Source organism: Desulfosarcina alkanivorans (assembly GCF_009688945.1).
GTDB classification, from domain to species: Bacteria; Desulfobacterota; Desulfobacteria; order Desulfobacterales; family Desulfosarcinaceae; genus Desulfosarcina; species Desulfosarcina alkanivorans.
Genome location: NZ_AP021874.1, coordinates 1,714,530 through 1,738,788 on the forward strand (window position 1 = coordinate 1,714,530; position 24,259 = coordinate 1,738,788).

Sequence of the window (24,259 nt, forward strand, 5' to 3'; positions counted from 1 at the left end):
CTCTTAATATATAAATATCATAATATTTAAACTTTTTTCAAGCCTGATTTTCCAGCGTCCGCCATCGGTCGGGCAGCCATGGAAACCCATTGACATTGGATGCAATTTTGGGTTTATTGGCCCCGCGAACCCAGACGTTTCATCCGGATGCCCCCGGGCATCAGGGAAAGCGGTGCAAATCCGCTGCGGACCCGCCACTGTAAGTGGGGACGAAAGCCGCAACAGCTCACTGCCGGATCGAATCAGGCGGGAAGAGGCGGCCGGTAGGACGATCCACAAGCCAGGAAACCTGCCCGGATGACCAAACCCAACGCGCCTTCGCGGTCAAGGCTGATTGATACTGCCGGCAGTTAAAGCCTCGCCTTGATATCGCTTCAGGCGGGTTTTTTTATTCCCGGAGAAGATCCATGGGCGACCCACGTTTAAACCGGACACACCTTGAAACGGCAGGTCGGCCCTTCCGGGACAGCGGCTTTTGGAAAACGGTTCCGAAACGCGTTCACCTCGGGTCTCTCTTCATGCTCTGCCTGCTCATTTTTCTTCCGGCGGCCGGTGCGGCCAAATCAGTCACCGACCAGCTTGGACGGCAGGTCCGCGTGCCGGACCGTCCGCTCCGGATCGTTTCCATGGCACCCAGCATCACCGAAATCCTATACGCCCTCGGCCTTTCCGACCGCCTGGTGGGCGCCACCCGGTTCAGCGACTATCCGGCGGCGGCCGATGCCCTTCCCAAAATCGGCTCATACGTACGCCTTGATGTGGAAAAAATCGTCGCCCTCAGACCCGACCTGTGCATAGCCGTCAAAGACGGCAACCCCCTCTCGGTCGTGCGCAAACTGGAGTCGGTGGACATTCCCGTCTATGCCGTGGATCCGAGGAACCTGGAAGCGGTCATGGACACCCTGGTGGAATTGGGACGGCTGCTGGATGTAAACGAGCGGGCCGGGGCCATCGTTGCCGATATGGCCGACCGGATCCGGCGGGTTCAGCGGCACCTGTCCGACGTCACCCACCGGCCCGCCGTTTTCTTCCAGATCGGCATTGCGCCGATTGTCTCCGTGGGGACCCGGACCTTTATCCACGAACTGATCGTCATGGCCGGCGGGAAAAATCTGACCCGGGGAAAAACACCCTACCCGCGTTTTTCCAAGGAGCAGGTGATCGATATGCGGCCGGAAGTGATGATCATCACGTCCATGGCCCGCCGGACGGTGTTCGAACAGGTCAAGGCCGAGTGGCAGCAATGGCCGGAGTTGCCGGCGGTGAAAAACGACCGCATCTACCTGGTGGATTCCAATGTTCTGGACCGCCCCACACCCCGCCTGATTGACGGGCTGGAAATGCTGGCCGGGCTGATTCACCCGGATCGTTTCAAGGCCCCGGGGGCAGGCGCGCAGCCATGATGCCAACCGCCTTATCCCTGCCCGCCAGGATGACCCTGGTTGCCCTGGCGCTCTCCCTGCTGCTCACGGCGGTGATGGTGCTCGGCCTGGCCATGGGGTCATCGGAAAGCAATTTCCATGCGGTCTGGAGCACCCTTTTCCGGGACGGCACCGGCGACACCATGCAGGCAGCCATCATCTGGCGCATCCGCCTGCCCCGCGTCCTGCTGGCCGCCCTGGTGGGTGCGGCCCTGTCACTGGGCGGCCTCGTTTTTCAGGCACTGCTTAAAAACCCCCTTGCCGAACCCTATATCCTCGGTATTTCCGGTGGTGCCGCCATCGGGGCCATCGTCGGCATCATCCTGGGCCTGTCACGTATTCCCGGTGTCAGCACGACCGCCTTTTTAGGAAGCCTGGCCACCTTGATGCTGATCATCGCCATCTCCTCCGGGCGGGCGGTGCTGGTCAAGGACGCCCTGCTGCTCTCCGGCGTCATGGTCAATGCCTTCTGCACCGCGGTCATCATGTTCTTGCTGTCCATGACCCAGGATGCGCGGCTGCACAACATCATCTTCTGGCTGATGGGGGATCTTTCGGCATCCCAGATTCATCACGTGGGCTGGCTGGCCGCCATCCTGCTGCCCTGCTTCATGGTCATTTTCATCCAGTCCAACCGCATGAACCTGTTGCTGCTGGGCAGCGACATGGCCGCTTCCATGGGCGTCCATGTTCGTCTGGTCACCCTGCTGCTGCTGGTGGTCACCTCCCTGATGATCAGTGTTACCGTCAGCCAGTGCGGCCTCATCGGTTTTGTCGGACTGGTGATCCCTCACCTGTTGCGGCTGGCCGTCGGCCCCGACCACCGGGTTCTGGTGCCGGCCTGTATCCTCGGCGGGGGCGCCTACATGGTGGTGTGCGATCTGCTGGCCAGGATATTGCCGGCCCAGGGAGAGATGCCCGGCGGCGTCATCACGGCCATGATCGGCGCCCCCCTGTTTATCATCCTGCTCAGGCGCTCCAGACAATGAAACCGGCCATCCGTGTCCACCAGCTGGCCTGCTCCTATTATCGGACACCGGTTCTGCGGGATCTGACCTTCGCGGTGAATCCGGGTGAATGCTTCATCGTGATCGGCCCCAACGGGTCGGGAAAAACCACATTGATAAAAACGCTGGCGGGGCTGCTGCCCGTATCCGGCGGAGACATATTCGTTCAGGATCGCCCGCTGAGGCGGCACAAGAAGGCCGATTTTTCCCGGCGAGTGGCCTATGTGGCCCAGACCGGTGCCGAGGACAGCCCCTTTTCCGTGCGGGAAATGGTGCTCATGGGCCGTGCTCCGTACCTGGGCGTACTGGGGGTGGAAGGCGCTGCCGATCTGGAGATCGCCCGCCAGGCCATCGCATTCACGGGCCTGAGCCACCTGTCCGGCCGCCCCATGGCCAGCCTGAGCGGCGGCGAGCGCCAGCGGGCCCATATCGCCCGGGCCATCTGCCAGCGTCCGGAAATCATCCTTCTGGACGAACCCACCGCCGCCCTGGACCTGGCCCACCAGATCCGCATCATGGATCTGATGGCCGGTCTAAAAAATGAGCATGGCACCACGGTGGTGATGGTCTCCCACGACATCAATCTGGCGGCCATGTATGCCGACCGCCTGCTTCTGCTGGTTGAAGGACGCGCCGCGGCCTGCGGCCCGCCGGCGGAGGTCATCGACGAAAAGCGCCTGGCAGGGGCCTACGGGTGCCGCCTCCTGGTGGACCGCAGCCCGGCCGGTCCCTGGCCGCGGGTGAGCCTGGTACCGGATACGGAGGTCGGGGGCCGGAAATCCGAAGTCTGATGTCCGGCACAGAAAACGTAAAAAAGCAACATAGAGGACAAACCATGATCGACATATTCAAGAGCGGCGGCCCCGTGATGATTCCCCTGCTCCTTTGCTCGCTGGTTTCCCTGACCGTGATTATCGAACGCGCCATCTTCTGGACGGTTGTCGGCATGCGCGCCAATCAACGCCTTTTGAACCAGGTCATGGATCTGTGCCAGATCGGCGACTGGGAGGAAATTCGAAAAATTGCGGCGGGATCCAAAAGTTATGTCATCCGTATTCTGATTTCCGGCATTCTGCACCGGGAGTACTCCATGGTCAAGGCCATGGAGTCGGCTGCCGCCGATGAAATTGCCCGCATGCGCCGTTATATGGGCGTGTTGGACACCATCATCACCGTGGCCCCGCTGCTGGGAATCTTCGGCACCGTGATCGGCATTATCGCCTCGTTCGACATGCTCGGCGCAGGCGGCATCGACCATCCCGAGGCCGTCACCAGGGGCATCGCCCAGGCGTTGATCACCACGGCCTCGGGTCTGGGCATCGCCATTTTAACGGTTTTTCCGTTCAACTATTTCAATGCCCGCATCGAGCGCGCCGCACGCTTCATCGAAAAGTACGCCACCAGCCTGGAAATCGTCTACGAAAAACTCGCCGGGCAAAACGGAACGACCGTGGAGGCCGGGCATGAAGGTTGATCTGGAAGTCCACCGCAAGGCACGCATCGATATGCTGCCGCTGATCGACATCGTTTTTCTGCTGCTGGTCTTTTTTATCTATGCCATGCTCTCCATGGCCGTTCACCATGCCCTTCCCGTGGTCCTGCCCGTCTCTTCCACGGCACCTCTTGACAAACAGGTGACCCTGTCGGTGACGATCGACCATCATGGGGCTGTTTTTCTGGACCAGGAACCGGTGGAAAGGCAACACCTGGCAGAACGTCTGAGGGAAAAAACCGGGGACGCCAAAGCGCCGGCGGTGCTGCTGTTTGCCGACAACCGCATCACCTATCAGACCCTCTACGGGGTCATCGACCAGATCAAAATAGCGGGAATCGACCGCCTGTCACTCGAATGCGAAAGGCAACCGTGAATGAAGCGGATCCTTCCTGCGTTTGTTGCGGCGGTCCTCGTCCATGCGGCCCTGCTGACGGTCGATTCAAGGTGGCTGATCCGCCACGACACCCTTTCTCCGCGGACACAGGTGATCGCCATGCGATTGATGCAGCGGCCGCCGGTTGCCCAGCCGAATATTCAGCCCCTTCCGGCACCGCCGCCTCCGCTTCCGCCGATCCCCGTAAAACAGGTACTCAAAACGAAACCGGTTGTTAAAAAAACCAGGGTTGCCGCGAAACCGCCGCCCATAAAAAAAGTTGCCGTATTGCCGCCGCCCAGGCCGCCGGCCCGGATGACGGCAGTCCAACCGTCACCCGAACCACCCCCGCCGTCCGCCATGACCGAGTCGGAAACGCAGGATCGCCATGAATCCCCGACAACCGTAAAGGCGGCTGCAGCGGCCACACCCCGGGAGAAAGAGCACGTCTCCGGAGAGAAGCCTGGCACCGCGGCGACCGTGGTCAAGGCCACGCCCCGATACCATCACAATCCGCCCCCGGAGTACCCATCCCTTGCCCGAAAACGCGGTTATCAGGGCACGGTGGTCCTGGAGGTGTTCGTGGAAACAGATGGCCGCGTGGGGGATCTGCGCATCATTGAATCCAGCCGCCACAGACTGCTGGACCGTTCGGCCATGAAAGCCGTCAGGCGCTGGCAGTTCCAGCCCGGCCGCCGTGGGGACCGCATCATCGCCATGTGGGTGCGGGTGCCGGTTCAATTCAGCTTAAAGTAACCGCCATCTGAAAAAAGGCTTGAAGTGTTCAGCCAAAGCCGTAAACTGAAGAACAATTGGCGGCCGCGCATTTCCGGGGGGCGAGCCTTTACCCGGCCGAAATCCGTGAGGCTCGTGCAGGCCGCTTTCCGGTGCTGCCGCTGACAGGGAAAGGCCACATCCGGCAACCTGCCTAGTTCTCACCATTGCAGACGACATTCAGGATCGCATGATGCATTCAGACGCCGTTGAAGATTATCTCAAGGCCATTTATGGTCTCCAGGAAAGGGAAGGAGTCGCCCGGACCGGTGCACTGGCCCGTCAATTGGGAATTACCGCCGGGTCGGTAACCGAAATGATCAAACGCATGGCCCGCACGCCCCCCCCGCTGATCAGCTACCGCCAGCATCACGGGGTGACGCTCACTGCCCGCGGACGAAAGGCGGCCGTCGCCATTATCCGCCGGCACCGGCTGCTGGAGACCTTTCTCCATCAGGTCCTGGGACTCGGCTGGGAGGCCGTGCACCAGGAGGCCGAGACGCTGGAGCACCACCTGTCGGAGCGTCTGGTCGGGGCCATCGACCGGCATCTGTCGTACCCCCGGTCCGACCCCCATGGCGAACCGATACCCGACCCGTCGGGACACATGAGCGCACCGGCCGGCGTGCCGCTCACCGGACTGGAAGAAAAGACGGCCTTTCGTATGGTGCGCGTGGAGCCGTCCCTGGAAGGCATGCTCGACTATCTGGACGAACTGGGTCTGGGCCTGGGCACCACCGGCACCGTGGTGGGCAAGGCCCCCTTCGGAGGACCGGTCACCCTGCGTATCAGCGACGGCGGCAGCCATCGGGAAACGGCCATTGGCCGGGAAATCGCCGATCGCATATTTGTGGTGCCCGTTCTTTAATTTTTACTTCCTAATTTTTAATTTTGGTTGACCTAAATTTTTTCGGTATTATTTTAGTGCTCACGCAACCAACAATCCAACAGAAAGGGTTGGCCATGAAATCGTTGACACCCCTCATCCGACATCAGCATCACGGGCTGACCATCGCCCTTGCCGCAGCGGCAGCTTTGATACTCTCGGTGTCGGCGCATGCATCGGCATTCAAGGGCAAATACCCCATACGGGTCGGTGCAACAGTAGGCATGGTGGCGGATATCGTCCGCGAAGTAGCGGCCGACCACGCCGCGGTCACCCCCATCATCGGCTCCGGGGTGGACCCCCACGTATACAGCCCCACCCGCAGCGATGTGGCTGTTCTCCTCCGGTCGGACATCCTGTTTTATTCCGGGCTGCTGCTCGAGGGCCAGATGACCGACATCCTGGTCAAGGTATCCCGCAAACGGCCGGTCTATGCGGTCACCGAGCGGCTCCGGCAGGACTACCTGATCCATGACAATACCACCAACCACCATGATCCCCATGTATGGATGGATGTCAACGGATGGATCCAGGCGGTGTCGGTGGTGGCCGATGCCATGGCGGATTTCGATCCCGTCAACGCCGCGGCGTACCAGGGCAACGCGGCAGCCTACCAGGCCAGGCTCCGGCGCCTGGACGACTACGCCAGGGCGGTCATCGCCTCCATTCCAGACAACCAGCGGGTGCTGGTCACCGCCCATGACGCCTTCAATTACCTGAGTCGGGCCTACGGCATCGAGGTGATGGGCATCCAGGGGCTTTCCACCGAATCGGAGGCGGGGTTGAAGGACATCAACCGGCTGGTGGGCCTGCTGGTGGACCGACAGATCCCGGCCGTCTTCGTGGAAACCAGCGTGTCGGACAAAAATGTCAAAGCACTCATCGAAGGCGCCGCCTCGCGCGGACATCGGGTCATCATCGGCGGGGAACTCTTTTCCGACGCCATGGGCACCGCCGGCACCTATGAGGGCACCTACGAGGGCATGATCGACCACAATGTGACCGTCATCGCCCGTGCCCTGGGCGGAAACGCCCCGGCAGGCGGCATGCAGGGAAAGTTGGAAGGGCATTGAGGACTGAGGTTGGAAGATGGAAAATGAATCGGGATATGGGATGTGATTTCTGAGATGTGGGATATGGGATGGGCGATGGTTTTTCTCACGTGGCCCCTTGAATCCTTGCCCCCTCGAACCCTTCTTTAATCAGGAGCAACCATGGCTCAATCAACGCAACAATCAACGGAAACGGCGGCAGGCACGAACATCGAGAACCCCAACGCCCCCCTGTGGGTCAACGACCTCACCGTGGCCTACCACCGCAAACCGGTGCTCTGGGACATTGAACTGGCCCTGCCCGAAGGCCGGCTGATTGCCGTGGTGGGACCCAACGGCGCGGGCAAGAGCACCTTCATCAAATCGGTGCTGGGGCTGGTTCCCCGGGCCTCCGGCGCCGTGACCATCTACGGGAAATCCTACGACGCCCAGCGCCATCTGGTGGGTTACGTCCCCCAGCGGGAGAGCGTGGATTGGGATTTTCCCGTCAATGCCCTGGACGTGGTCGCCATGGGGCTCTACCGTAAAATCGGCTGGCTGCGTCCCGTGGGCCGGGGGCATCGCCAGACCGCGCTGGATGCGCTGGAGAAAGTGGGAATGGCCAACTATGCCGATCGGCAGATCAGCCAGCTTTCCGGCGGCCAGCAGCAGCGCGTCTTCCTGGCCCGGGCGTTGGCCCAGGATGCCCGGCTGTACTTCATGGACGAACCTTTTGCCGGGGTTGACGTGGCTACGGAGCGGGCCATCATCGCCCTGCTCAAGGAGTTGAAGGCAGCCGGGAAAACCTGTGTGGTGGTGCATCACGATCTGCAGACGGTTCCCACCTACTTCGACCATGTCGTCCTGCTGAACATGCGCCTGGTGGCCGCCGGTCCGGTGGCGTCCGTTTTCAATGAAACGAATCTGAAAAAGACTTACGGCGGCCGGCTGACGCTGCTGACCCAGGCCCTGAACGAATACGCCCGCGCACCCAAATTTCCTGAGGACAAAGGATAAGGCGATGAAAAAAGCTCATGTCCTGGCCCCCCGAACCACCCGCTTCGCGATGGCGGCCGCATTGCTCCTGTTTGTCCCGGCGCCCCTGCAGGCCGCTGCCGGCGAAGCGGCCGCGGACACGTTTCTGGTTGAACTGCTCCGGGTGTTCACCTTCCAGGACTACAACACCCGGGTGGTGGTGGCGGGGACGACCCTGCTGGGACTGGCCGCCGGCCTGATCGGCACCTTCCTGGTGTTAAGAAAACGCGCCCTGCTCAGCGACACCCTCAGCCATGCCACCCTGCCGGGCATCGCTCTGGCATTTATCGTCATGACCCTGCTGACGGGCGACGGAAAACAGCTGCCGGCCCTGATTGCCGGCGCGGCCCTCTTTTCGGTGATCGGCACGCTCTCCGTCATAGCCATTCAGCGGTTCTCACGGCTCAAGGATGATGCGGCCCTGGGTATCGTCCTGAGCGTCTACTTCGGCCTGGGCATCGCCCTCATGGGCATGGCCACCCGCATGGATGCGGGCAACGCGGCCGGATTGTCTTCGTTTATCTACGGCAAAACCGCCTCCATGCTCCTGTCCGATGCCCTGCTCATCGCCTTCACGGCCCTGGTGGCCGCCGTGACCTGTCTTCTCTTTTTCAAGGAGTTCTCCCTCGTCTGCTTCGATGCCGACTACGGGATGACCCAGGGATGGCCGGTGGCCCGTCTGGATTTCCTGATGATGGCGCTGGTGATCCTGGTGACGGTGATCGGCCTTCAGGCCGTGGGGCTGATCCTGGTGGTGGCCCTGCTGATCATCCCCGCCGCCTCCGCCCGGTTCTGGACGTTCCGCCTGCGCACCATGCTCTGGCTGTCCGGCGTGTTCGGTGCCATGAGCGGTTTTCTGGGCTCGGGGATTTCCGCCCTGATGGCCAACCTGCCTGCCGGCGCCGTGATCGTCCTCACCGCGTCGCTGTTCTTTGTGATCAGCCTGGTGTTCGGTTCGGCCCGAGGCCTGCTGCGTCTGGGAATTGGTCGGATCGCCCTGCGACGGAAAATCATGGACGAGAACCTGCTCAGGGACCTTCATGAATGGTCGGAATCGGTGCCCGGCGGCAAGGATAAGGGGCCGGCGGCCCACCATCTGATGGCGAGACGCGCCTGGTCGCAGGGAGCCTTGAGACACACGGTCAACCGCCTGAAGCGGCGGCGGCAGATCCGCCAGGACAGCGGGCCGGAGATCCAGCTGACCGAATCCGGCAGGGAAGCGGCACGGGAGGTTGTGCGCCGGCACCGGTTGTGGGAGACCTACCTGATCACCCATGCGGATGTGGCCCCGGGGATGGTCGACCTGAGTGCCGACCGCATCGAACACGTGCTGGAACCGGAACTGATCCGCCGCCTGGAGGCCACGCTGGCCGAAACGACGGAAAACGCACTGCCGCGCAGTCCCCATGCCCTTAACGCTGAAAAAGGAGTGCCCTGACCATGGAATGGACCTTCATCGACACATGGATCGTCGTGGTGGGCGCACTGAGCGCCGCGGCCTGTGCCCTGCTGGGCAACTACCTGGTGCTCCGGCGCATGAGCATGATGGGTGACGCCATCAGCCATGCGGTGCTGCCGGGCCTGGCGATCGCCTTTCTGGTGACCGGCACCCGGGACAGCCTGCCCATGCTCGTGGGGGCGATTCTCATCGGTGTGGTCACCACCCTGATGATCCAGGGCATCGATCGCCTCAGCGGCCTGGACCGCGGTGCGTCCATGGGAGTGGTATTCACCACCCTTTTTGCCGTGGGGCTGATCCTCATCCGCCAGGCCGCCGATCACGTGGATCTGGATCCCAGCTGCGTTCTTTACGGCGCCATCGAGCTGACGCCCCTGGATACGGCCATAATCCTGGGAGCTGAAGTCCCCCGTGCCGCCGTCACCAGCGGCATGATGCTGCTGCTCAACCTGGCCTTCGTCACCGTGTTGTTCAAGGAGTTGAAGATTACGGCCTTCGACCCGGCACTGGCCACGACCATGGGGATCAACGCCAACGTCATGCACTACGCGCTGATGACCCTGGTGGCCGCGACCACCATTGCGGCCTTCGAAAGCGTGGGCAGTATCCTCGTCATCGCCATGCTCATCGTACCCGGAGCTGCGGCCCACCTGATCACCGACCGTTTGGGTCGCATGCTGGTCATCAGCGTCGCATTCGCCGTTTTATCGGCCATCCTTGGGCACATCAGCGCCATTACCGTTCCGGTCTGGTTCGGTTTTCAGGATACCAGCACCGCGGGGATGATGGCCCTGACAACCGGCCTGCTCTTTTTGCTGGTATTTCTCTTCTCTCCGCGCTACGGCATGTTCAGCCGCATGATCAACCAGCTGCGCCTGGGTCTCAAAATCGTCAGCGACGACATTCTCGCGTTTCTGTACCGGTACCACGAACTGGCTCCGGCCGATGCGTCGCCGGTGCCCATCACCGAGGTGAAAAAGGCCTTGAAATCGGGAAAGGCCGTCCAGCTGATGGCCTGGAACCTCAAGCGCAAGGGACTGGTTCAGGGCCTGGCGACGGGATTGGCCCTGACCCCTTCGGGCAAAGACGCCGGCAGGGGGATGATCCGCTCCCACCGGTTGTGGGAGACCTACCTGTGCGACGTGATGGGCTATTGCGAAGCGGATGCGCACCGCCATGCGCACCGGTTCGAACATTTCACCGACCCGGATCTCCGGCACCGGCTCAGCGAGGTGACCGGCAATCCCGCCCGGGATCCTCACCGGCGGGTTATTCCGGAAGAGACCGGTGAAACAAAGATAAAAACCCGTTGACATTACTTCCCGGTCTGGTAAAAAAGAATTCATAAGGTGCCGTAATGGCTTAATAGGGAATCCCGTGAAAATCGGGAACGGTCCCGCCGCTGTGTTCGGGGACGAAATCCGCACATGCCACTGCCTCGCTGAGCAAGGCGGGAAGGCGCGGAAAGTAGAACGATCCGACAGTCAGAAGACCTGCCTTGAACAATCGCCATGCCCACGGAGGTTTGGGTGAATGGCAACCGTCAAGGGTTAAGAAAGCTGGGTGCAGCCCTTCATGCGAGCAGAGGCATGAAGGGCTTTTTTTATACCGGTTAATGCCGCACCCGTACCAGAAAGCAAGGGGGATTTCAGGCAGGAATCCTCCTTCGCTTTCGGTACATTAACAACTCACGCACTGGCCCCCCTTTGCGTGCAGCGCCGGGTGTCCGGTATCCGCAAGGGCCGGAAGACCCCGGGATGGTCTTGAACCCACCCGGCGCTATTCTATCTTTTTTTTCTCACCGAACGATAGTGCCTGCCGACCCGAACGAAATGGAGAGCATATGACAGCGCCCGCACGGCAGACCACCGACACCGAACCCGGGCTGGACCGGGGGTTCGTGCATGTGTACACCGGTGACGGGAAAGGCAAAACCTCCGCCGCCGTGGGCCTGGCCATCCGTGCGTTGGGATCCGGCCTGAGGGTCGCCGTCGCCCAGTTCATGAAGACCCCGGACAGCGGTGAGTGCAGAATCCTTGAAAACCTCGATGGCCGTATTCATCTGGCGCATTTCGGCAGCGGCTGTTTTATTCACGGCGTTCCTGAAAACCAGGATATTCTTCGCGCGCGACAGGGATACCGGGCCATCCGGCAGATGATCGACAGACGCCGCTTCGATCTCGTGATACTCGATGAAGCCAACATGGCCGTCTGCTGCGGCCTTCTCACCGTGGATGCCCTGCTGGACCTTATCCGCTCAAAACCGGTTGATCTGGAACTGGTGATCACCGGGCGCTGCGCCCATCCGCGGATCATCGAGGCAGCGGATCTGGTGACGGAGATGGTGGAAGTCAAACATTACTACCGGCAGGGAGTAAAGGCCCGCCCGGGCATCGATATGTGAGTCAATGATCCGCATCCGGGGTCGCGGTTATGGTCACGCATCCACGGCTACCAGGGATACCCCCAATTGGGTTTCGACCTCTTTGATTCGCTGCAACTGGTTTTCACTGAGGTCGGAGGGTTTCAGGCTGTGGCACTGGAATGCCAGAAGGGTTTTCCCCAGATCTATCTCCAGGGCGTTGATGGTGGCGATACGACCCAATTCTGATTAACGCTTCCTAGGAAGCTATTTACAAAGCGGTCGGCAAGGTGACGTTTTACGGGCTTTTCAAAGCTGATTAAACCGGGAACGGATTTATCTTTTTTATATCAAACGCGGCGGGTCGGGCAATGATTAATAGCTGCCGGCCGGGCATCCGTCGAACCGTCAGAGAATTTTGTCCTAATCTCAGCTGATAAAATGGTCTGGTCAGACTGTATACTGACCGGAGAATTCTATCCTGCATCAGCCTTTTCAATGGATTTATTCTAAGTCTGCCTACCATAAAGATTCATGAGGAATACTGAAAACAGTATTGAGTTGAAATCCGTGAACTCAGCAAGGACGCTATTGGCAATATTCTTTCAGACAGTTACGCAAGATCCTATACGTAAAACCAAAATCCCCATATAAGCTTCTAATTTGCCTGGTCGTTTTTTGCTTTCCTGCCAAAATATATCCCTACCCTTTTCATCCGGTTCCTAAAATTGCACGGGGTGAATCCCGGACGAACTGTGGTTTGCCAATGCCCGCGACCATTCAGCTCATTTACGCGACGGCAACGGATCCAGCCTTATCGACGTGTTCGCCGGTATATGACCCCTTGTCGGCCTGAAGCATGTTGACAGGCTCCAAAAAAATAGCCGCTTCAAATTTGGGGTTGACAAATGACCATGCGAACATCAATATGACTTATAGTCATTTCATAGAATATAGGTCATCCGCCTGTATATGGGGTTGTAAAAATGAAAAACAGCAAAATGGAACGAAAGAAACGAATGGAAGCGTTTATTCGCAATGATATCCTCGAAAGCGCCATTGCCCTTTTAATGGAACAGGGCATTGAAAAATTCACAATGGACCGGGTTTCAAAAAGTGCCGGTATCGCCAAAGGTACTGTGTATCTTTACTATACGAATAAACAGGCGCTGCTGGATGCAGTGCTTGATTACGCCTACCTGCCGTTGCAGGAGCAGCTAAAGAAGATCATCCCGGCAGGAGGTGAACCATTACGGAAACTGGAGCAATGCATCCATGTCTGCCTTGCGCATACCGAAGAAAACAAGTTCCTTCTCAGGCAGTTGAGAACCGTACTTTTTGCCACCATGGACCTGCGCATCAGCGATAAAAAGTCTTGGTACTGGACCATTGCCGGCATGCTCGGGAAGGTGCTGGAGGAGGCGTCCGCATCCGGAATGATTCGCCCCGTGAACTATATAAAAGTGTCTGCATTGTTCATCGATTCCATTAATTCCCTGATGGCCCACAGGATTCTTTCTGAGGTGGAAGAAACCATTGAACAAGATGTTGATGAGTTGATGGACCTATATCTCAACGGGTTAAAGCCTAAAAAAATGCCTGGCTAAAGAGATGTAAATATGGATTCCCAGGAATTCGATGTAGAGGCGTACCTGCAGCGCATCCGTTTCAGCGGTTCGACCGATGTGTCCTTGGATACATTGGCCCGGCTGCACAGTGCCCATTTCCACACCATCCCCTTTGAAAATTTTGATATTCTCTTAGCAAGGGGCATCGATCTGGACCCACAGGCCGTTTTCAACAAACTGGTCCGTAAGAAAAGAGGTGGATACTGTTTTGAATTGAACGGTTTGTTTTTACAGGCCCTTCTGGCTTTGGGGTTCAAAGCACGGGCCCTTCTGGCACGCGTTCATTTGACAGGAACACCATCGGGTCGTGGCCACCAACTGGAGCTGGTTTCCATCGACGACAGGGATTGGCTGGTAGATGTCGGGTTCGGCATGAATTCTCCCCGTGGACCGATTCCCTTAGAATGGGGCTGGTCGGCCACAATGGGAGGACGGACCATACGGCTGACGGACGGAGGACATTTTGGCACCATGCTCCAGACCCTTGAAAAAGGTGAATGGAAAGACCTCTACAGTTTTGATTTAGGGTATGTGTTTCCTGCGGATATTGCCTATGGAAACCATTATACGTCCACCCATCCGGATACATTTTTTACATATTCCCGTGTTGCCGGGCTTCCTTGTCCCGAAGGAGGCATCACATTGCTGGATCAGACATTGAAAATCACCACCAAAGGCAGGGAAGAGGTGCAAACGTTGCCGGACAGCCCGGCCTACCTGGATGCATTAAAGAAACATTTTAGCATAGAAATAGATGCATCCTACGATGATCTGAAACCGCTGATCCCAAAGGATTGATGCAAACCGACAGAAATGCGAAAGGCACCGGTATTGAAAGGGGTTGCGCATATAATGAGCGTTTATCACCAGGGAAATATGGACGCATTTAATGAGGTGATTGCCGAAGACGGTGTCATACATATCAACGAAAAGACCGCCGAATCATTGGAAACGGCCAAGCGGTATGTACCGGGACATTCAGGCCACCATCGATGACATCATTGCCGAAGACGATCTGGTGGCGTTGCGGACAACGATTAAGGAGATTTTCAGGCGCAACGGCAATGAAATGACATTGCCAGGTATTACCATTTGCCGGTTTAAGGACGGAAGGATGATCGAAATCAGGCGAGCGTTCGATAATGCAAATATCTTCAGACAGCCAGCAATTAAGCCACCCGCAACGAATTAGTGCGGGGATACAACGGATTGTCTTAATATTTTTTGGGTCCTGACAACCTGGCTCTGAGAGATAGGGCAAAGAAGTGAAACCAGGCCATGGATAGGACTCGGGGAACTCAGGATTCTGAGGCTGAAAAGATCATTGTAAACGCGGAAGCGACGAAGATGGTTCCCCAGCTGAAGGCCGAGGATTAAGCATGAGCACTGGTGAAACATGCAAGATCGTTAAGAGGTTGATTTATGGCATTCAGGCAAATGATAGCACCCTGCGGGGTGGATTGTGCCAGTTGCGTCCATTATCTGGCGAACGAAAATCCAGCAGCGCTTGTACAGGTAGAAAAGTGGTCTGCACTTCTCAATATTCCCATTGAGATCATCACGTGTAAAGGCTGCTGGACTCATACAGGGCAAATACCGCTTCAAAAGCATTTGTTTGGAGACAATCATCGCTGCTCTATATATGGCTGCGCACAAGAAAAGAAAACCAAATATTGCGGACTCTGCGAACAATTCCCCTGCGACAAGCGTCATCCGTACTTAGAAAAAAACGAACTGCTGAACAAGAACGCCAGGGCTCTTCTCTGCCCTTGATGGAACAGGAAGCCATAACGTTTGCGGCAATGGTGTTCTGCATGGCCGATACAGTTATCTGATTTCATTTATCCGTATTATTTAATATGGTTTTCCAAGCATGTGCGTGCTTTTTAGAGGAGGTGATTATGGAATGCGCAATTGTTAAGAATTTACAACCAGAGTTTGAACCGGTGTCAGTCGTCTGGAGCAATACAATTCCTGATGATGCACTTCAGTTCAAGAAAGGCAAGTTCGGATGCATTCTTTATCTCTTTGCGGAAGCCGCCCTGCGCGGAAAGGTGGCCGGTGGCAATAGAGATACGATTTCATGTAAGGGCGGTCGCGCCGCTTTGGGATTCGGTATCGACTTTGATACCTCGGGTGAACGACTTGATCGCTATGCTGCTGTATTCAGCAAAGGACTCAAATCCGCTGGCAATCAAAGGGCGTATCAAGCAAGGATGGAAGCTGCCCCAAAAAACTGGAGGGATTTGTTTAAATATGGCGAGCGGAGACACTGCAATGCTGAACTGGCCAGGGATTGGATACTTCATGGCTTACCCCGCTATGATATTCCTTACGAGTATGTTCTATTCAAGCCTCTGAGCCGCACCGATTCTGACGAAAACATCCGCGCCGTCATTTTCTCGGTGAGTCCGATTGAGCTTGCTGGTTTGGTCACGCTTGCAGGGTCAGTTTTACCAGGGACCGATCCTGTTCAAGTCCCCCAAGGTGCAGACTGCAATAGCATCACAGCTTTCGCCTATGCACAGGCGAAACGGGATGCTCCCAGGGCTGTTATGGGCATGTTGGGCGTGGACGGCAGGGAGGTCATGCAAAAACGGTTTCGCGATGACACCCTGACCCTTGCTTTACCGATACCGCTTTTCCAGCGCATGGAGACGGAGGCTGACGACTGCGTATTCCAAATCCCGTCATGGAAAAGATTGGTTGAGCATTGAGATCGATTTGGAGCCGAACGCCAACAATCTGCTTGTAGGGATGCGCAAACCAATCCACCTTACTACATAAATGTTTGAAATATGAGGTTGATTTTGGCATATCCCGGGTTTTCTTCACGCTGTCTTTTGATTTATGTGCTCTCCGTTATTTTTATGACAGCGCTTCTCGGAGGGTGCTCACCTGAATCAAAGGAATCGAAATACGAGATCTTTCCGCCTGCAGGAGGTAAAGGCGCCATTGTTGTTGTCGCCTCTGGCTATACAGGTCCTGGCCTATACCGTGACTTCAGTTCAAAACTCGCGGAGCTTGGCTACTACGCGGTGCTAATGGATGGGAAGGATTTATTCGACCCTGGCAGTGTAGGTCGCATTGTACCTGCCACGCAAAACTTGCAGACCGTTATCGCTGCATCGAAATCTTCGCCACAAGCCATTCCCGGGAAAGTGTCCCTGGTCGGTTTTTCAGTCGGTGGCGCGGGAGTGCTGTCTTACGGTACGAAGTTGAAGGATCAGGTGTCTGCAGTGGTGGCCTATTATCCAGCGATTACGACGATGGGACGGAACATGAAGACCTTCGCGGCGGGACTTCAGACGCCTGTCCTTTTGTTCGCCGGTGTGAAAGACCGATACCATAACTGCTGTTTGATCGAAACCATGCGGGAACTGGCCAGGGCTCCGAAATCAGTGCCATTCGAGTTGGTTGAGTACCCAAAAGCCAACCACTGTTTCAATATCCAATCCCTGCCTTTCGCTTACCGTCCCGAAGACGCAGCCGATTCATGGGCAAGAACGGTAGCATTCCTGAACCGCCTTCACCCTCCAGGAGGCAAATGAAAAACGCAAGTGCTCATATCCAGGTGCTAAATTCAAATTCTTTTTGATCCCTTATACTTAAATTCGATGACAAGGTGTCCCAACAAAATCAACAGTTCAAAGATGGCAGGTTACATCAAGTACAACTATCTATTTTTAGTTGAGTGCCCATCCATAAATGGCCAATTTGTCCGATATCTGCGTTGCGCTCAAAATTTTATCCTCGGAATATCAGCCATATGCCTGTGGGACATCCCGTGATCCATATGGGGCGGTAAAATTTTTCGCGCGCCTTGATCTCGACCCAATTTTCCTATTTCTGGATGAACACTGATCGCTTCGACACCATGCCGCCAGGAGCGGTCGGCATTGATCGGCCGATAGACCAGATCGTCGCCCCTGCCATAGACGATGGGGTCGCGCGTGTCGGTGCGAAAAAGGGAGAACTGGATCAGGTGCGAGGCGTCCCGTCGATATTCGACAACGGCATCGTATGACCAGATCCGCTCCTCGTCGAGATCCGGGTTGCCCCGCACCTGGTCGATGCTGCCGTGGCTGGGCTGATAAAGCTGACCGAAAGTGGGAATTTTCACCGTATCGCCGGCATTGGGTTAGAGCAGCCAGTGCCTGTTCATTGCATGGCTCAGCCCTCCGGAAAAACCGGGATGGAAATCGAAATCGCTGGTGTGATCGCCCCGGCCCCCCAGCGTCGTGGTGAAGGTCTTCCAATGGTGTTCCGCCTGAGCGCCGAACCCGGCTGTCACGCGATGATGATCGCCCGAAAGGGTGTGATCCACATCGTCGCGCTCCAGATTGCCGGTGAGCCGCAAAGCCCGGCGGTCGGCCGTCACCACGATTGTCTCCAGCACCATGGGGACGGGCGGCTGGCCGTGGTTTGGCTGACCGCAGGCAACGGCCGGCCACATGAACAGGAGGATTAAACCCGCCCGCCGATAAGAGCTGATGTGCAGGGTAATGGGCGGGGCATTCGCCATCCAACGGAAAAGGTTCTCATTGACCGGCCGTTGTGGCGTTCAGCCGGACGGTTGCACCGTTGAGCAGGGCGTCAAAGGCCATTTTCAATGCCGGCGTCAACGGCCGGGAATAGCTGAAGGCCTGTCTGTTCAGTATCGGCCCACCGGCAATCGTCTCGGCGGTCTGATCGCACCAGGCCGCGAAGCCGGAAATATCTTCGACCAGGCCGCGTTCATAATCGTCGCTGATGGCCATGGCCGTTTCGATGAACCCGGCAATCGCCGGATCCATGAACAGCCGCTCCACTTCGGCGGTGAGCCGGCTTCCGGAAAAACCGCAGGAACAGTCGTCCACCAGGCCGAAAAGACCGATGTTACGGTCCTTGAGGCGCTCCACGAGGTGGCGCCGGGAGGTGATGCCGTTCTGTTTGAATATGGCCTCCTGAACGCCCGCATACACGGCCTTGGCAATCAGTTCGCCCATCCTGGAATGGCCGCCGGCCTTGTCGATGCGCGGCCCGGCCCCCTGCACCACGATGATGTTGTCGGTGCCGGTTCCCGTGGCCGGGTTGTCCATGGGGGTGTAGCTGGAACGGATGTCCAGGTCCTGGAGGGCCGCGGTTTTGGCCTCGGTGGCCGAGATGATGGCCCGGTTCATGGCCCGGGGGGTGAGCTGCATGTTGGCCAGGACGATCATGTTGATGGTTCCCGGCTCATAATACATGCCGATGTCCTCGGCCATGCGCACGGCGTTGGAGCGCACCCCTGCCGTGACCAGGGCGTAGACGGACATCTGTTTGAACTTCCGCCGCTGGATGGACAGGTTGTCCATGTCCGCACCGGTGAACAGCAGGCTGGTGTCCTCGCGCGCCCTGCCGATGGAACGCATCAGCTGGCGCCGGGAGGTTTCCAGGCCGATGCGGTGGTAGAGGCCCCACACCTGGGGCGGCGAATAGCTGTTGCCCACATGCTCGATGCCCTCGCGAAAGCCCTCCAGGGTGGAGGCCACGGCCATGGGCGCATTCAGGTGGACCAGCAGGGTCTTGTGGATGTAGTCGTTGACGATACTGTCCACGATCTCGGCGCCCTCCACGTAGGGAACGGCCAGGGGCAGGGGCCGGGACGCAAGATGACCGTCAGGCCGCACCGGCGGCAGGGCGGCGAATTCATCCCCGTATACCCGCGATGCCAGGCAACTGACAAAATATCCCGTCCGGCTGGCCAGCCGGCAGGTCAGGTCGCAGGGAAAGCAGATCACCCGGCCGTTTTTGACCGCGTCCACCTCCCGCCATCCGGGCCGGTCCAGCATTTTCATGGCCGCCTTCCGGTCGTCGCCGCAGCCGTAGAGGACCTGGGGATTGAAGGCCTGCCATTCTTCCAGGCTGACGGATACGATGCTGCCCGGCTTGCCCAGCGCCGGCGGGATCCCCCCGGCCCGCCGGATGATTTCGTTCTGGAAGCTGTCGTCACCGGGCGTCATCACCCGGTCGCGCCCCATCAGGCGCATGACCCGTTTGCGCTGGCCGGCGGGGATGGCGGCCACTTTCCCGGCCGTGTGCGACAGGTCCGCTTTGATTTCGCCGATGAGATCTTCGGCGGCACGACCCCGGTCGAAGATCCGCCCCAGCAGCCGGATGGCCCGGTAGAGATCGTCGAAGGTCTCCAGGGGCAGGTTGACCAGGCGGGGGTGGCCTTGGCCGGCCAAGGCATCGGCCACCGGCTTGTGGATATCCTCGAGGAAAATCACATCGGGCCGCAGGGCCGCGACCTTTTCCAGCGAGGGGGCGAAGAAGCCGCCCACGACGGTTCTGGTGGCGGCCTGCGGCGGAAAGACATCGTGATAGGTGACCCCGGCCACCGCATCGCCGGCCCCGATGCGAAAGAGAATTTCGGTCACCGAGGGCACCAGGGAAACCACCGTTGCCGGCGGGGTTTCAAATGGGTGGATGCGTCCGGCCGCGTCCTTGAATTCAGTCGGACCTCCGGCGGGCACCGCCCCGGGAAAAAGAAAAAGCCAGAGAAACAGTCCAGTTAAAAACAATCGACAGGCTCGCATATCACTCCAGAAATATTATCCGTTGGGAAAGAAGTCTTGCGGACACCCGGAAGGTGCCCGCAAGTCAAAGGGCTGCAGAATGGGCCGGTGTCCATCCAGAAATATGGATGGGCACTATATATCGTATCGCAGTCCCAGAAAGAAACTCCTTCCGGGCATGGGATACCCTTTCACGTAAGCGTAATCCTCGTCGAACAGGTTGGTGATGTCCCCCCTGAGGGTCAGCTTGCCCCACCGGTCCGAAGAGAGCAGGGTCTGGGTGATGGCCAGGCTGGCCACGGTTGAGGATCCGAGGGTGACGATCTCCACAGGGTCGATATAGTTCCAGTTCTCGTAGTCCTCCACGGACTGGCCGCCGGTGTAAACCACGTTGAAGGTGGCCGAAAGGCCGATCCAGTGTGAAAAGGCGATCCCGTATGAAGCCGTCCAGTCCGGGGTGTAATAAAGATCCCGGTTTTCGTCCTCGTCTTCGAATTCGGTCAAATAGGTAAAACGGACGTATGGCCTTAGCACGAAGTCCCAATCGTTGAGCGCCCCCAGGTCGGCATTGATCTCGCCTTCGATGCCGCTGATGGTCGCTTCTCCCAGATTGTCCCATGAACGGCTTCCATCCGGCAGCGAAACAAACTCGATCTTGTCTTCAAAATCGCTATGAAAATAGGTCAGGCTGGCAAATAACCCGTTGCTGGAAAAATCCAGCCCCCCCTCCCAGGTGGCGCTTTTTTCCGGTTTCAGATCGGCGTTGCCGGAAATCGGGGCGCCGGAGTTGGGATCGATGTAATCCGCCGCCAACTGATCGGCGCCGGGCATGACGAAGGCCTGGCCGTAATTGACCCTCAGCTTCAGTTGGTCGGTGATCAGATAGGCCAGGCCCACGTTGGGTGTGAAGCGATCATCCTCCTCTTTGCCGCCCTCGCCCTCTTTGATTTCCACTTCATAGCTGTCGTAGCGGCCGCCCGCCGACAGGATGAGACGCTCGTCCAGCAAACCGGCTTTGGCCAGCAGAAAACCGGCCGGGTTGTCGTAGGTCGCGCGGGCCGGTGCGGAGGTGGTTTCGATCTCGTAGTTCACCCAGTCCACACCGCCGGTGAGGGTAACCATGTCCAGGTCAGCGGTAATCTGGGCCTGGGCGCCCTCGCGATCTGTTATTTCCTCATAAACATAGGGATAAAGCGGGTCAGGAGCGGCATATTTGTATTTGTCTTTGCCTGTAAAATAGCGCAATTTCCAGGAGAAACCGTCGTTGACGGTGCTTCCATCGTAAACGAAGTCTGTCGTATGGTTCTTGTTGTCCACATAGCTGACCAGATCGTTTTGACTGAGATAGTAGGGAGACCCGGCTTCGTCCACCGAAAAATTGGTGTAGATCACGCCCAGGCGATGGTTGGCATTGAAACTGTAGCCGACATTGAGGCTCAGGTTTTCCTTTTCGTCGTAGCCGGTGTTCCGGTAGGTGTCACCATCGGACGTCTGGTAGTCCTCCATGGTGGATCGGGTGCCGGTGGCCGAAAAATCCAGACCGTAGAACGCCCCCTGGCTGCCCATGGAGGCTTCTTCGTACTGCCAGCTGCCCAGGCCGCCTTCGACGAAAACTGCGGGCTTGCCGCTGCCCTGGCGGGTGATCACATTGATGACCCCGCCGACCGCCGCCGATCCATACTGCACCGAGGCCGGCCCGCGGATGACCTCCACACGCTCGACATTTTTGGTCATGATCTTGGCCGCGTTGCCCGTGCCGGCGCGCCGGCCGTCCAGAAGAATCAGCACCTTGCTCTTCAGATCGTTGCCGTGGGAGTCCGTGCGGAATCCGCGGACACTTACCGTGCTGAGGTTGCCGGGTTCCTGCCGGACGGAAAGCCCCTGCTCCGACAGCAGTTCTCCCAGATCCCGCGCAGGGGACTGTTCGATGGCATCGCTGTCGATGACGGTGACATTGTTGGTCAGCGTCTTCTGTTTTTCGGCCGCCCGTCCTGCGGTAACCACCACCGTATCCATGGTGGGGACAGCGCTGGTCCCCTTTTCGCCTTCATCCGCAGACACCGCACCAATCGACATCACCAGACATACCACGCCCATACCCAACCAGCGAAACATCATCTTTACGCCTCCTTAAGCAAAAGAAACAATGCTGTCCGGAGAAACAAAAATCCCCGGACCGATAAACGCTTCGATCCGGGGATGTCCCTTTTTTATCCACGGCAATTGACAGGAGCCGGACACCGTCCACGCGTTCGCGACTCATTGGCTCCAGGCAGGTTTTCTGACTCACGGATCATCCTACCGGCCGCACCTTCCCGACGGCAAACAACTGTCAGTGGCAATGTTGCGGCTTTCGTCCCCGATTACAGCGGCGGGCCCGTCCCCGATTCCCACGGGGTTCCCTTTTCGCTCGATAGCGTTCGTCCAGAAACAGGCAAATTGGGCATTTATGGATGAGCACTGGTTATGAGCACCTGGACTTTATTGCGCTGAAAAATACCGGAATCATTTTTTTTGTCAAGCCATTTCCCGTTCCGGATAGTGAGTATTTTTCCATTGCAGTCCATTCGCGGGAGACAGGCGGCCGATTATTGACGACTGCTATCGATGTCGGCATCGATGGGCCGGCATCGGGCACGGCAACCGGCATTCCCTTCGAACCGAACCGGGGCCGCATGGCCGGAAAACCATTCCCCGGCCCTGCTTCCGGCCGGTTTAGCAATGTACATCGGCGGATGGCTGTGTTAATGCAGCGCAACGGTTGAACACCATAAACAAAAGGATCGTCCTCCATGACCCCGACCACGCCGGCCTGCCATCGCGACCCCCACCGCTGGGTGGTCTTTTCGGTCATCTGCCTGATCTATTTTTTCGTCTACTTCCACCGGGTGTCCACGTCGGTGATCGTGTCGGACCTGCTCGATGCCTTCGACACCACGGCAACGGCACTGGGCTTCATGTCCTCGCTCTATTTTTACATCTACGCCTTCGATCAACCCATCGTCGGGTATCTGGCGGACCGCATCGGTCCCCGGCACGTGATTGCCTGTTGGACCCTGACGGCGGCCGTGGGGTGCTTCATCTTCGGCATGGCGCCGTCCATCGGATGGGCCTCGCTCGGGCGGGCGCTGATCGGCTTCGGGGTGGGCGGGGTTTATGTGCCCACGGTAAAGGCCCTGTCCCAGTGGTTCCGGGAAAAAGAATTCGCCACCATGGTGGGACTGCTCATGTCCGTGGGCAACTTTGGTGCGGTGGTCGCCACCACCCCGCTGGCCTGGGCGGCCGGGACCTGGGGATGGCGGCCCACCTTTTTTCTCATCGGCGGCATCACGCTGGGGATGGCTGTCCTGATGCTGGCCGTGACCCACGACCCCCCGCAGCCGGAAAGGCCGGAACGGACCGGCACGGATATGCCCGCCTCCCCGCCACCGGGACTCGGCCGCAACGTCCTGGCCATCATTTCATCCCTGCAGTTCTGGCTGGTGGCGGCCCTTTTTTTCTGTTTCTACGGGACGGCGGTCACCCTCCAGGGGTTGTGGGCCACGCCCTTTCTGATGGCCGTTCTGGAAATCGATCGCATCCTGGCCAGTCAACTGAACATGCTGATCCCCATCGGGGTCATCATCGGTGCTCCGGTTTTCGGATGGCTGCCGGCTCGTTTTTCCCTGAACAAGGGCCGCGTGATGATCGCCATCACAGGGGTCTACAGTCTCTGCTGGCTGACCATTCTCCTGGGCCTGGACCACCTGGGCATCACCGGGCACACCCTCATTTTTCTGGTGATGGGGCTGGTAATCGGCGGTTTTATCAGCACCATCTGGGGCATTATCCGGGAAACCACCCCCGTCGAGCGCCTGGGATTAGCCTCCGGCATTCTCAACCCGGCGCCTTTTTTAGGCGTTGCCGCCTTCCAGGTGCTGACCGGCCACATCATCGACCGGGCCGGCCGCGCCGGAGAACTTTACCCGATCTCGGGTTTCAAGAGCGCGTTTTGGGTATGCCTGGCTGCCGCAGTGGTCTGCCAGGTTCTCTCATTGCTGGTCAAGGCCAAACCCACCGGTGTCGAAAAACATGAAACCAACTGAGGATTTAATTTTTTTATGAACAAAGGCTCAATTGGCACAGCGTTTGTAAGTATTCTCGTCAGAGTATGTTCCTGTACCCTTCCTTCATTCAACCATACTCTCACCTCCTACGCCCCGACACGCGGCCGCAAGGCTTCGTGTCGGGGTTCTTTTTAGGCGACGGC

The 24,259-nt window shown here is 58.2% G+C and carries 24 protein-coding genes, 1 pseudogene and 3 riboswitches; of the genes and pseudogenes, 20 read left to right on the plus strand and 5 right to left on the minus strand.

What is annotated here, in order from left to right:
• Positions 1-100 precede the first annotated feature (100 nt).
• Positions 101-311, plus strand: a riboswitch (cobalamin riboswitch).
• A 96-nt stretch (positions 312-407) separates the two neighbouring features.
• The 12 genes from DSCA_RS07560 to cobO all read left to right on the plus strand — a co-directional run bounded on the left by DSCA_RS07560 (position 408) and on the right by cobO (position 11,885).
• On the plus strand, positions 408-1,403 hold the full coding sequence (locus DSCA_RS07560) for an ABC transporter substrate-binding protein (RefSeq protein WP_231716413.1): 996 nt from the start codon (positions 408-410) through the stop codon (positions 1,401-1,403).
• Complete coding sequence (locus tag DSCA_RS07565; protein ID WP_155315846.1) at positions 1,400-2,410, plus strand: FecCD family ABC transporter permease; 1,011 nt, start codon at positions 1,400-1,402, stop codon at positions 2,408-2,410. Before DSCA_RS07560 ends, DSCA_RS07565 begins: the two co-directional genes overlap by 4 nt.
• Positions 2,407-3,219, plus strand: coding sequence for an ABC transporter ATP-binding protein (locus tag DSCA_RS07570; protein WP_155315847.1), 813 nt, complete (start codon positions 2,407-2,409; stop codon positions 3,217-3,219). The genes DSCA_RS07565 and DSCA_RS07570 overlap by 4 nt, the downstream gene beginning before the upstream one ends.
• Before the next feature lie 44 nt (positions 3,220-3,263).
• The gene (locus DSCA_RS07575; RefSeq protein ID WP_155315848.1) at positions 3,264-3,902 is read left to right on the plus strand and encodes a MotA/TolQ/ExbB proton channel family protein; all 639 of its coding nucleotides are present in this window, start codon (positions 3,264-3,266) and stop codon (positions 3,900-3,902) included.
• Complete coding sequence (locus tag DSCA_RS07580) at positions 3,892-4,296, plus strand: ExbD/TolR family protein (RefSeq protein WP_155315849.1); 405 nt, start codon at positions 3,892-3,894, stop codon at positions 4,294-4,296. The genes DSCA_RS07575 and DSCA_RS07580 overlap by 11 nt, the downstream gene beginning before the upstream one ends.
• Positions 4,297-5,052: an energy transducer TonB gene (locus tag DSCA_RS07585; protein ID WP_155315850.1), complete on the plus strand. Its 756-nt coding sequence runs from the start codon at positions 4,297-4,299 to the stop codon at positions 5,050-5,052.
• Positions 5,053-5,260: 208 nt separating this feature from the next.
• Positions 5,261-5,938: a metal-dependent transcriptional regulator gene (locus DSCA_RS07590; protein ID WP_155315851.1), complete on the plus strand. Its 678-nt coding sequence runs from the start codon at positions 5,261-5,263 to the stop codon at positions 5,936-5,938.
• 95 nt (positions 5,939-6,033) lie between these two features.
• Positions 6,034-7,029 (plus strand): metal ABC transporter solute-binding protein, Zn/Mn family, encoded by a 996-nt coding sequence (locus DSCA_RS07595; protein WP_155315852.1) that lies wholly within the window; start codon positions 6,034-6,036, stop codon positions 7,027-7,029.
• Between the two features lie 141 nt (positions 7,030-7,170).
• The gene (locus DSCA_RS07600) at positions 7,171-8,004 is read left to right on the plus strand and encodes a metal ABC transporter ATP-binding protein (protein WP_155315853.1); all 834 of its coding nucleotides are present in this window, start codon (positions 7,171-7,173) and stop codon (positions 8,002-8,004) included.
• A 4-nt stretch (positions 8,005-8,008) separates the two neighbouring features.
• Positions 8,009-9,460 (plus strand): metal ABC transporter permease, encoded by a 1,452-nt coding sequence (locus tag DSCA_RS07605; RefSeq protein WP_197904758.1) that lies wholly within the window; start codon positions 8,009-8,011, stop codon positions 9,458-9,460.
• 2 nt (positions 9,461-9,462) lie between these two features.
• Entirely contained in the window at positions 9,463-10,794 is a 1,332-nt protein-coding gene (locus DSCA_RS07610) for a metal ABC transporter permease (protein ID WP_155315854.1), read from the plus strand.
• 17 nt (positions 10,795-10,811) lie between these two features.
• A riboswitch (cobalamin riboswitch) is annotated at positions 10,812-10,996 on the plus strand.
• 328 nt (positions 10,997-11,324) lie between these two features.
• Positions 11,325-11,885, plus strand: coding sequence for a cob(I)yrinic acid a,c-diamide adenosyltransferase (gene cobO / locus DSCA_RS07615; protein ID WP_155315855.1), 561 nt, complete (start codon positions 11,325-11,327; stop codon positions 11,883-11,885).
• Positions 11,886-11,918: 33 nt separating this feature from the next.
• On the opposite strand, the gene DSCA_RS31955 is transcribed toward cobO, so the two are convergent.
• Positions 11,919-12,086 (minus strand): hypothetical protein, encoded by a 168-nt coding sequence (locus tag DSCA_RS31955; RefSeq protein WP_167527656.1) that lies wholly within the window; start codon positions 12,084-12,086, stop codon positions 11,919-11,921.
• Between the two features lie 743 nt (positions 12,087-12,829).
• On the opposite strand from DSCA_RS31955, the gene DSCA_RS07620 reads away from it, so the two are divergent.
• From DSCA_RS07620 to DSCA_RS07645, 6 genes are all read left to right on the plus strand, one after another.
• Positions 12,830-13,450, plus strand: coding sequence for a TetR/AcrR family transcriptional regulator (locus tag DSCA_RS07620; protein WP_155315856.1), 621 nt, complete (start codon positions 12,830-12,832; stop codon positions 13,448-13,450).
• Positions 13,451-13,543: 93 nt separating this feature from the next.
• Entirely contained in the window at positions 13,544-14,269 is a 726-nt protein-coding gene (locus DSCA_RS07625) for an arylamine N-acetyltransferase family protein (RefSeq protein ID WP_167527657.1), read from the plus strand.
• A gap of 112 nt (positions 14,270-14,381) precedes the next feature.
• Positions 14,382-14,663, plus strand: a complete 282-nt coding sequence (locus tag DSCA_RS07630) for a nuclear transport factor 2 family protein (RefSeq protein ID WP_269434666.1) — start codon at positions 14,382-14,384, stop codon at positions 14,661-14,663.
• A gap of 230 nt (positions 14,664-14,893) precedes the next feature.
• Positions 14,894-15,244: a DUF3795 domain-containing protein gene (locus tag DSCA_RS07635; protein WP_155315859.1), complete on the plus strand. Its 351-nt coding sequence runs from the start codon at positions 14,894-14,896 to the stop codon at positions 15,242-15,244.
• 128 nt (positions 15,245-15,372) lie between these two features.
• Positions 15,373-16,188 (plus strand): DUF169 domain-containing protein, encoded by an 816-nt coding sequence (locus DSCA_RS07640; protein ID WP_155315860.1) that lies wholly within the window; start codon positions 15,373-15,375, stop codon positions 16,186-16,188.
• A gap of 93 nt (positions 16,189-16,281) precedes the next feature.
• Positions 16,282-17,022, plus strand: a complete 741-nt coding sequence (locus DSCA_RS07645; protein ID WP_167527658.1) for a dienelactone hydrolase family protein — start codon at positions 16,282-16,284, stop codon at positions 17,020-17,022.
• 188 nt (positions 17,023-17,210) lie between these two features.
• On the opposite strand, the pseudogene DSCA_RS07650 reads toward DSCA_RS07645, so the two are convergent.
• The 4 genes and pseudogenes from DSCA_RS07650 to DSCA_RS07665 form a co-directional block, all read right to left on the minus strand.
• Positions 17,211-17,597: pseudogene (locus DSCA_RS07650) on the minus strand (TonB-dependent receptor domain-containing protein); the annotation flags it as partial.
• A gap of 15 nt (positions 17,598-17,612) precedes the next feature.
• The gene (locus DSCA_RS07655; RefSeq protein WP_155315863.1) at positions 17,613-17,996 is read right to left on the minus strand and encodes a hypothetical protein; all 384 of its coding nucleotides are present in this window, start codon (positions 17,994-17,996) and stop codon (positions 17,613-17,615) included.
• 16 nt (positions 17,997-18,012) lie between these two features.
• Positions 18,013-20,031, minus strand: coding sequence for an adenosylcobinamide amidohydrolase (locus DSCA_RS07660; protein ID WP_155315864.1), 2,019 nt, complete (start codon positions 20,029-20,031; stop codon positions 18,013-18,015).
• A 114-nt stretch (positions 20,032-20,145) separates the two neighbouring features.
• Positions 20,146-22,128, minus strand: a complete 1,983-nt coding sequence (locus DSCA_RS07665; protein WP_155315865.1) for a TonB-dependent receptor plug domain-containing protein — start codon at positions 22,126-22,128, stop codon at positions 20,146-20,148.
• Positions 22,129-22,264: 136 nt separating this feature from the next.
• Positions 22,265-22,454: riboswitch (cobalamin riboswitch) on the minus strand.
• Positions 22,455-22,463: 9 nt separating this feature from the next.
• Between DSCA_RS07665 and DSCA_RS07670 the strand changes: the two genes are divergently transcribed.
• Both DSCA_RS07670 and DSCA_RS07675 read left to right on the plus strand, forming a co-directional pair.
• Entirely contained in the window at positions 22,464-22,775 is a 312-nt protein-coding gene (locus DSCA_RS07670) for a hypothetical protein (RefSeq protein WP_155315866.1), read from the plus strand.
• A gap of 27 nt (positions 22,776-22,802) precedes the next feature.
• Positions 22,803-24,095 carry an MFS transporter gene (locus DSCA_RS07675; RefSeq protein WP_155315867.1) on the plus strand — a complete coding sequence of 431 codons (1,293 nt, stop codon included), beginning with the start codon at positions 22,803-22,805 and terminating at the stop codon, positions 24,093-24,095.
• Positions 24,096-24,259 lie beyond the last annotated feature (164 nt).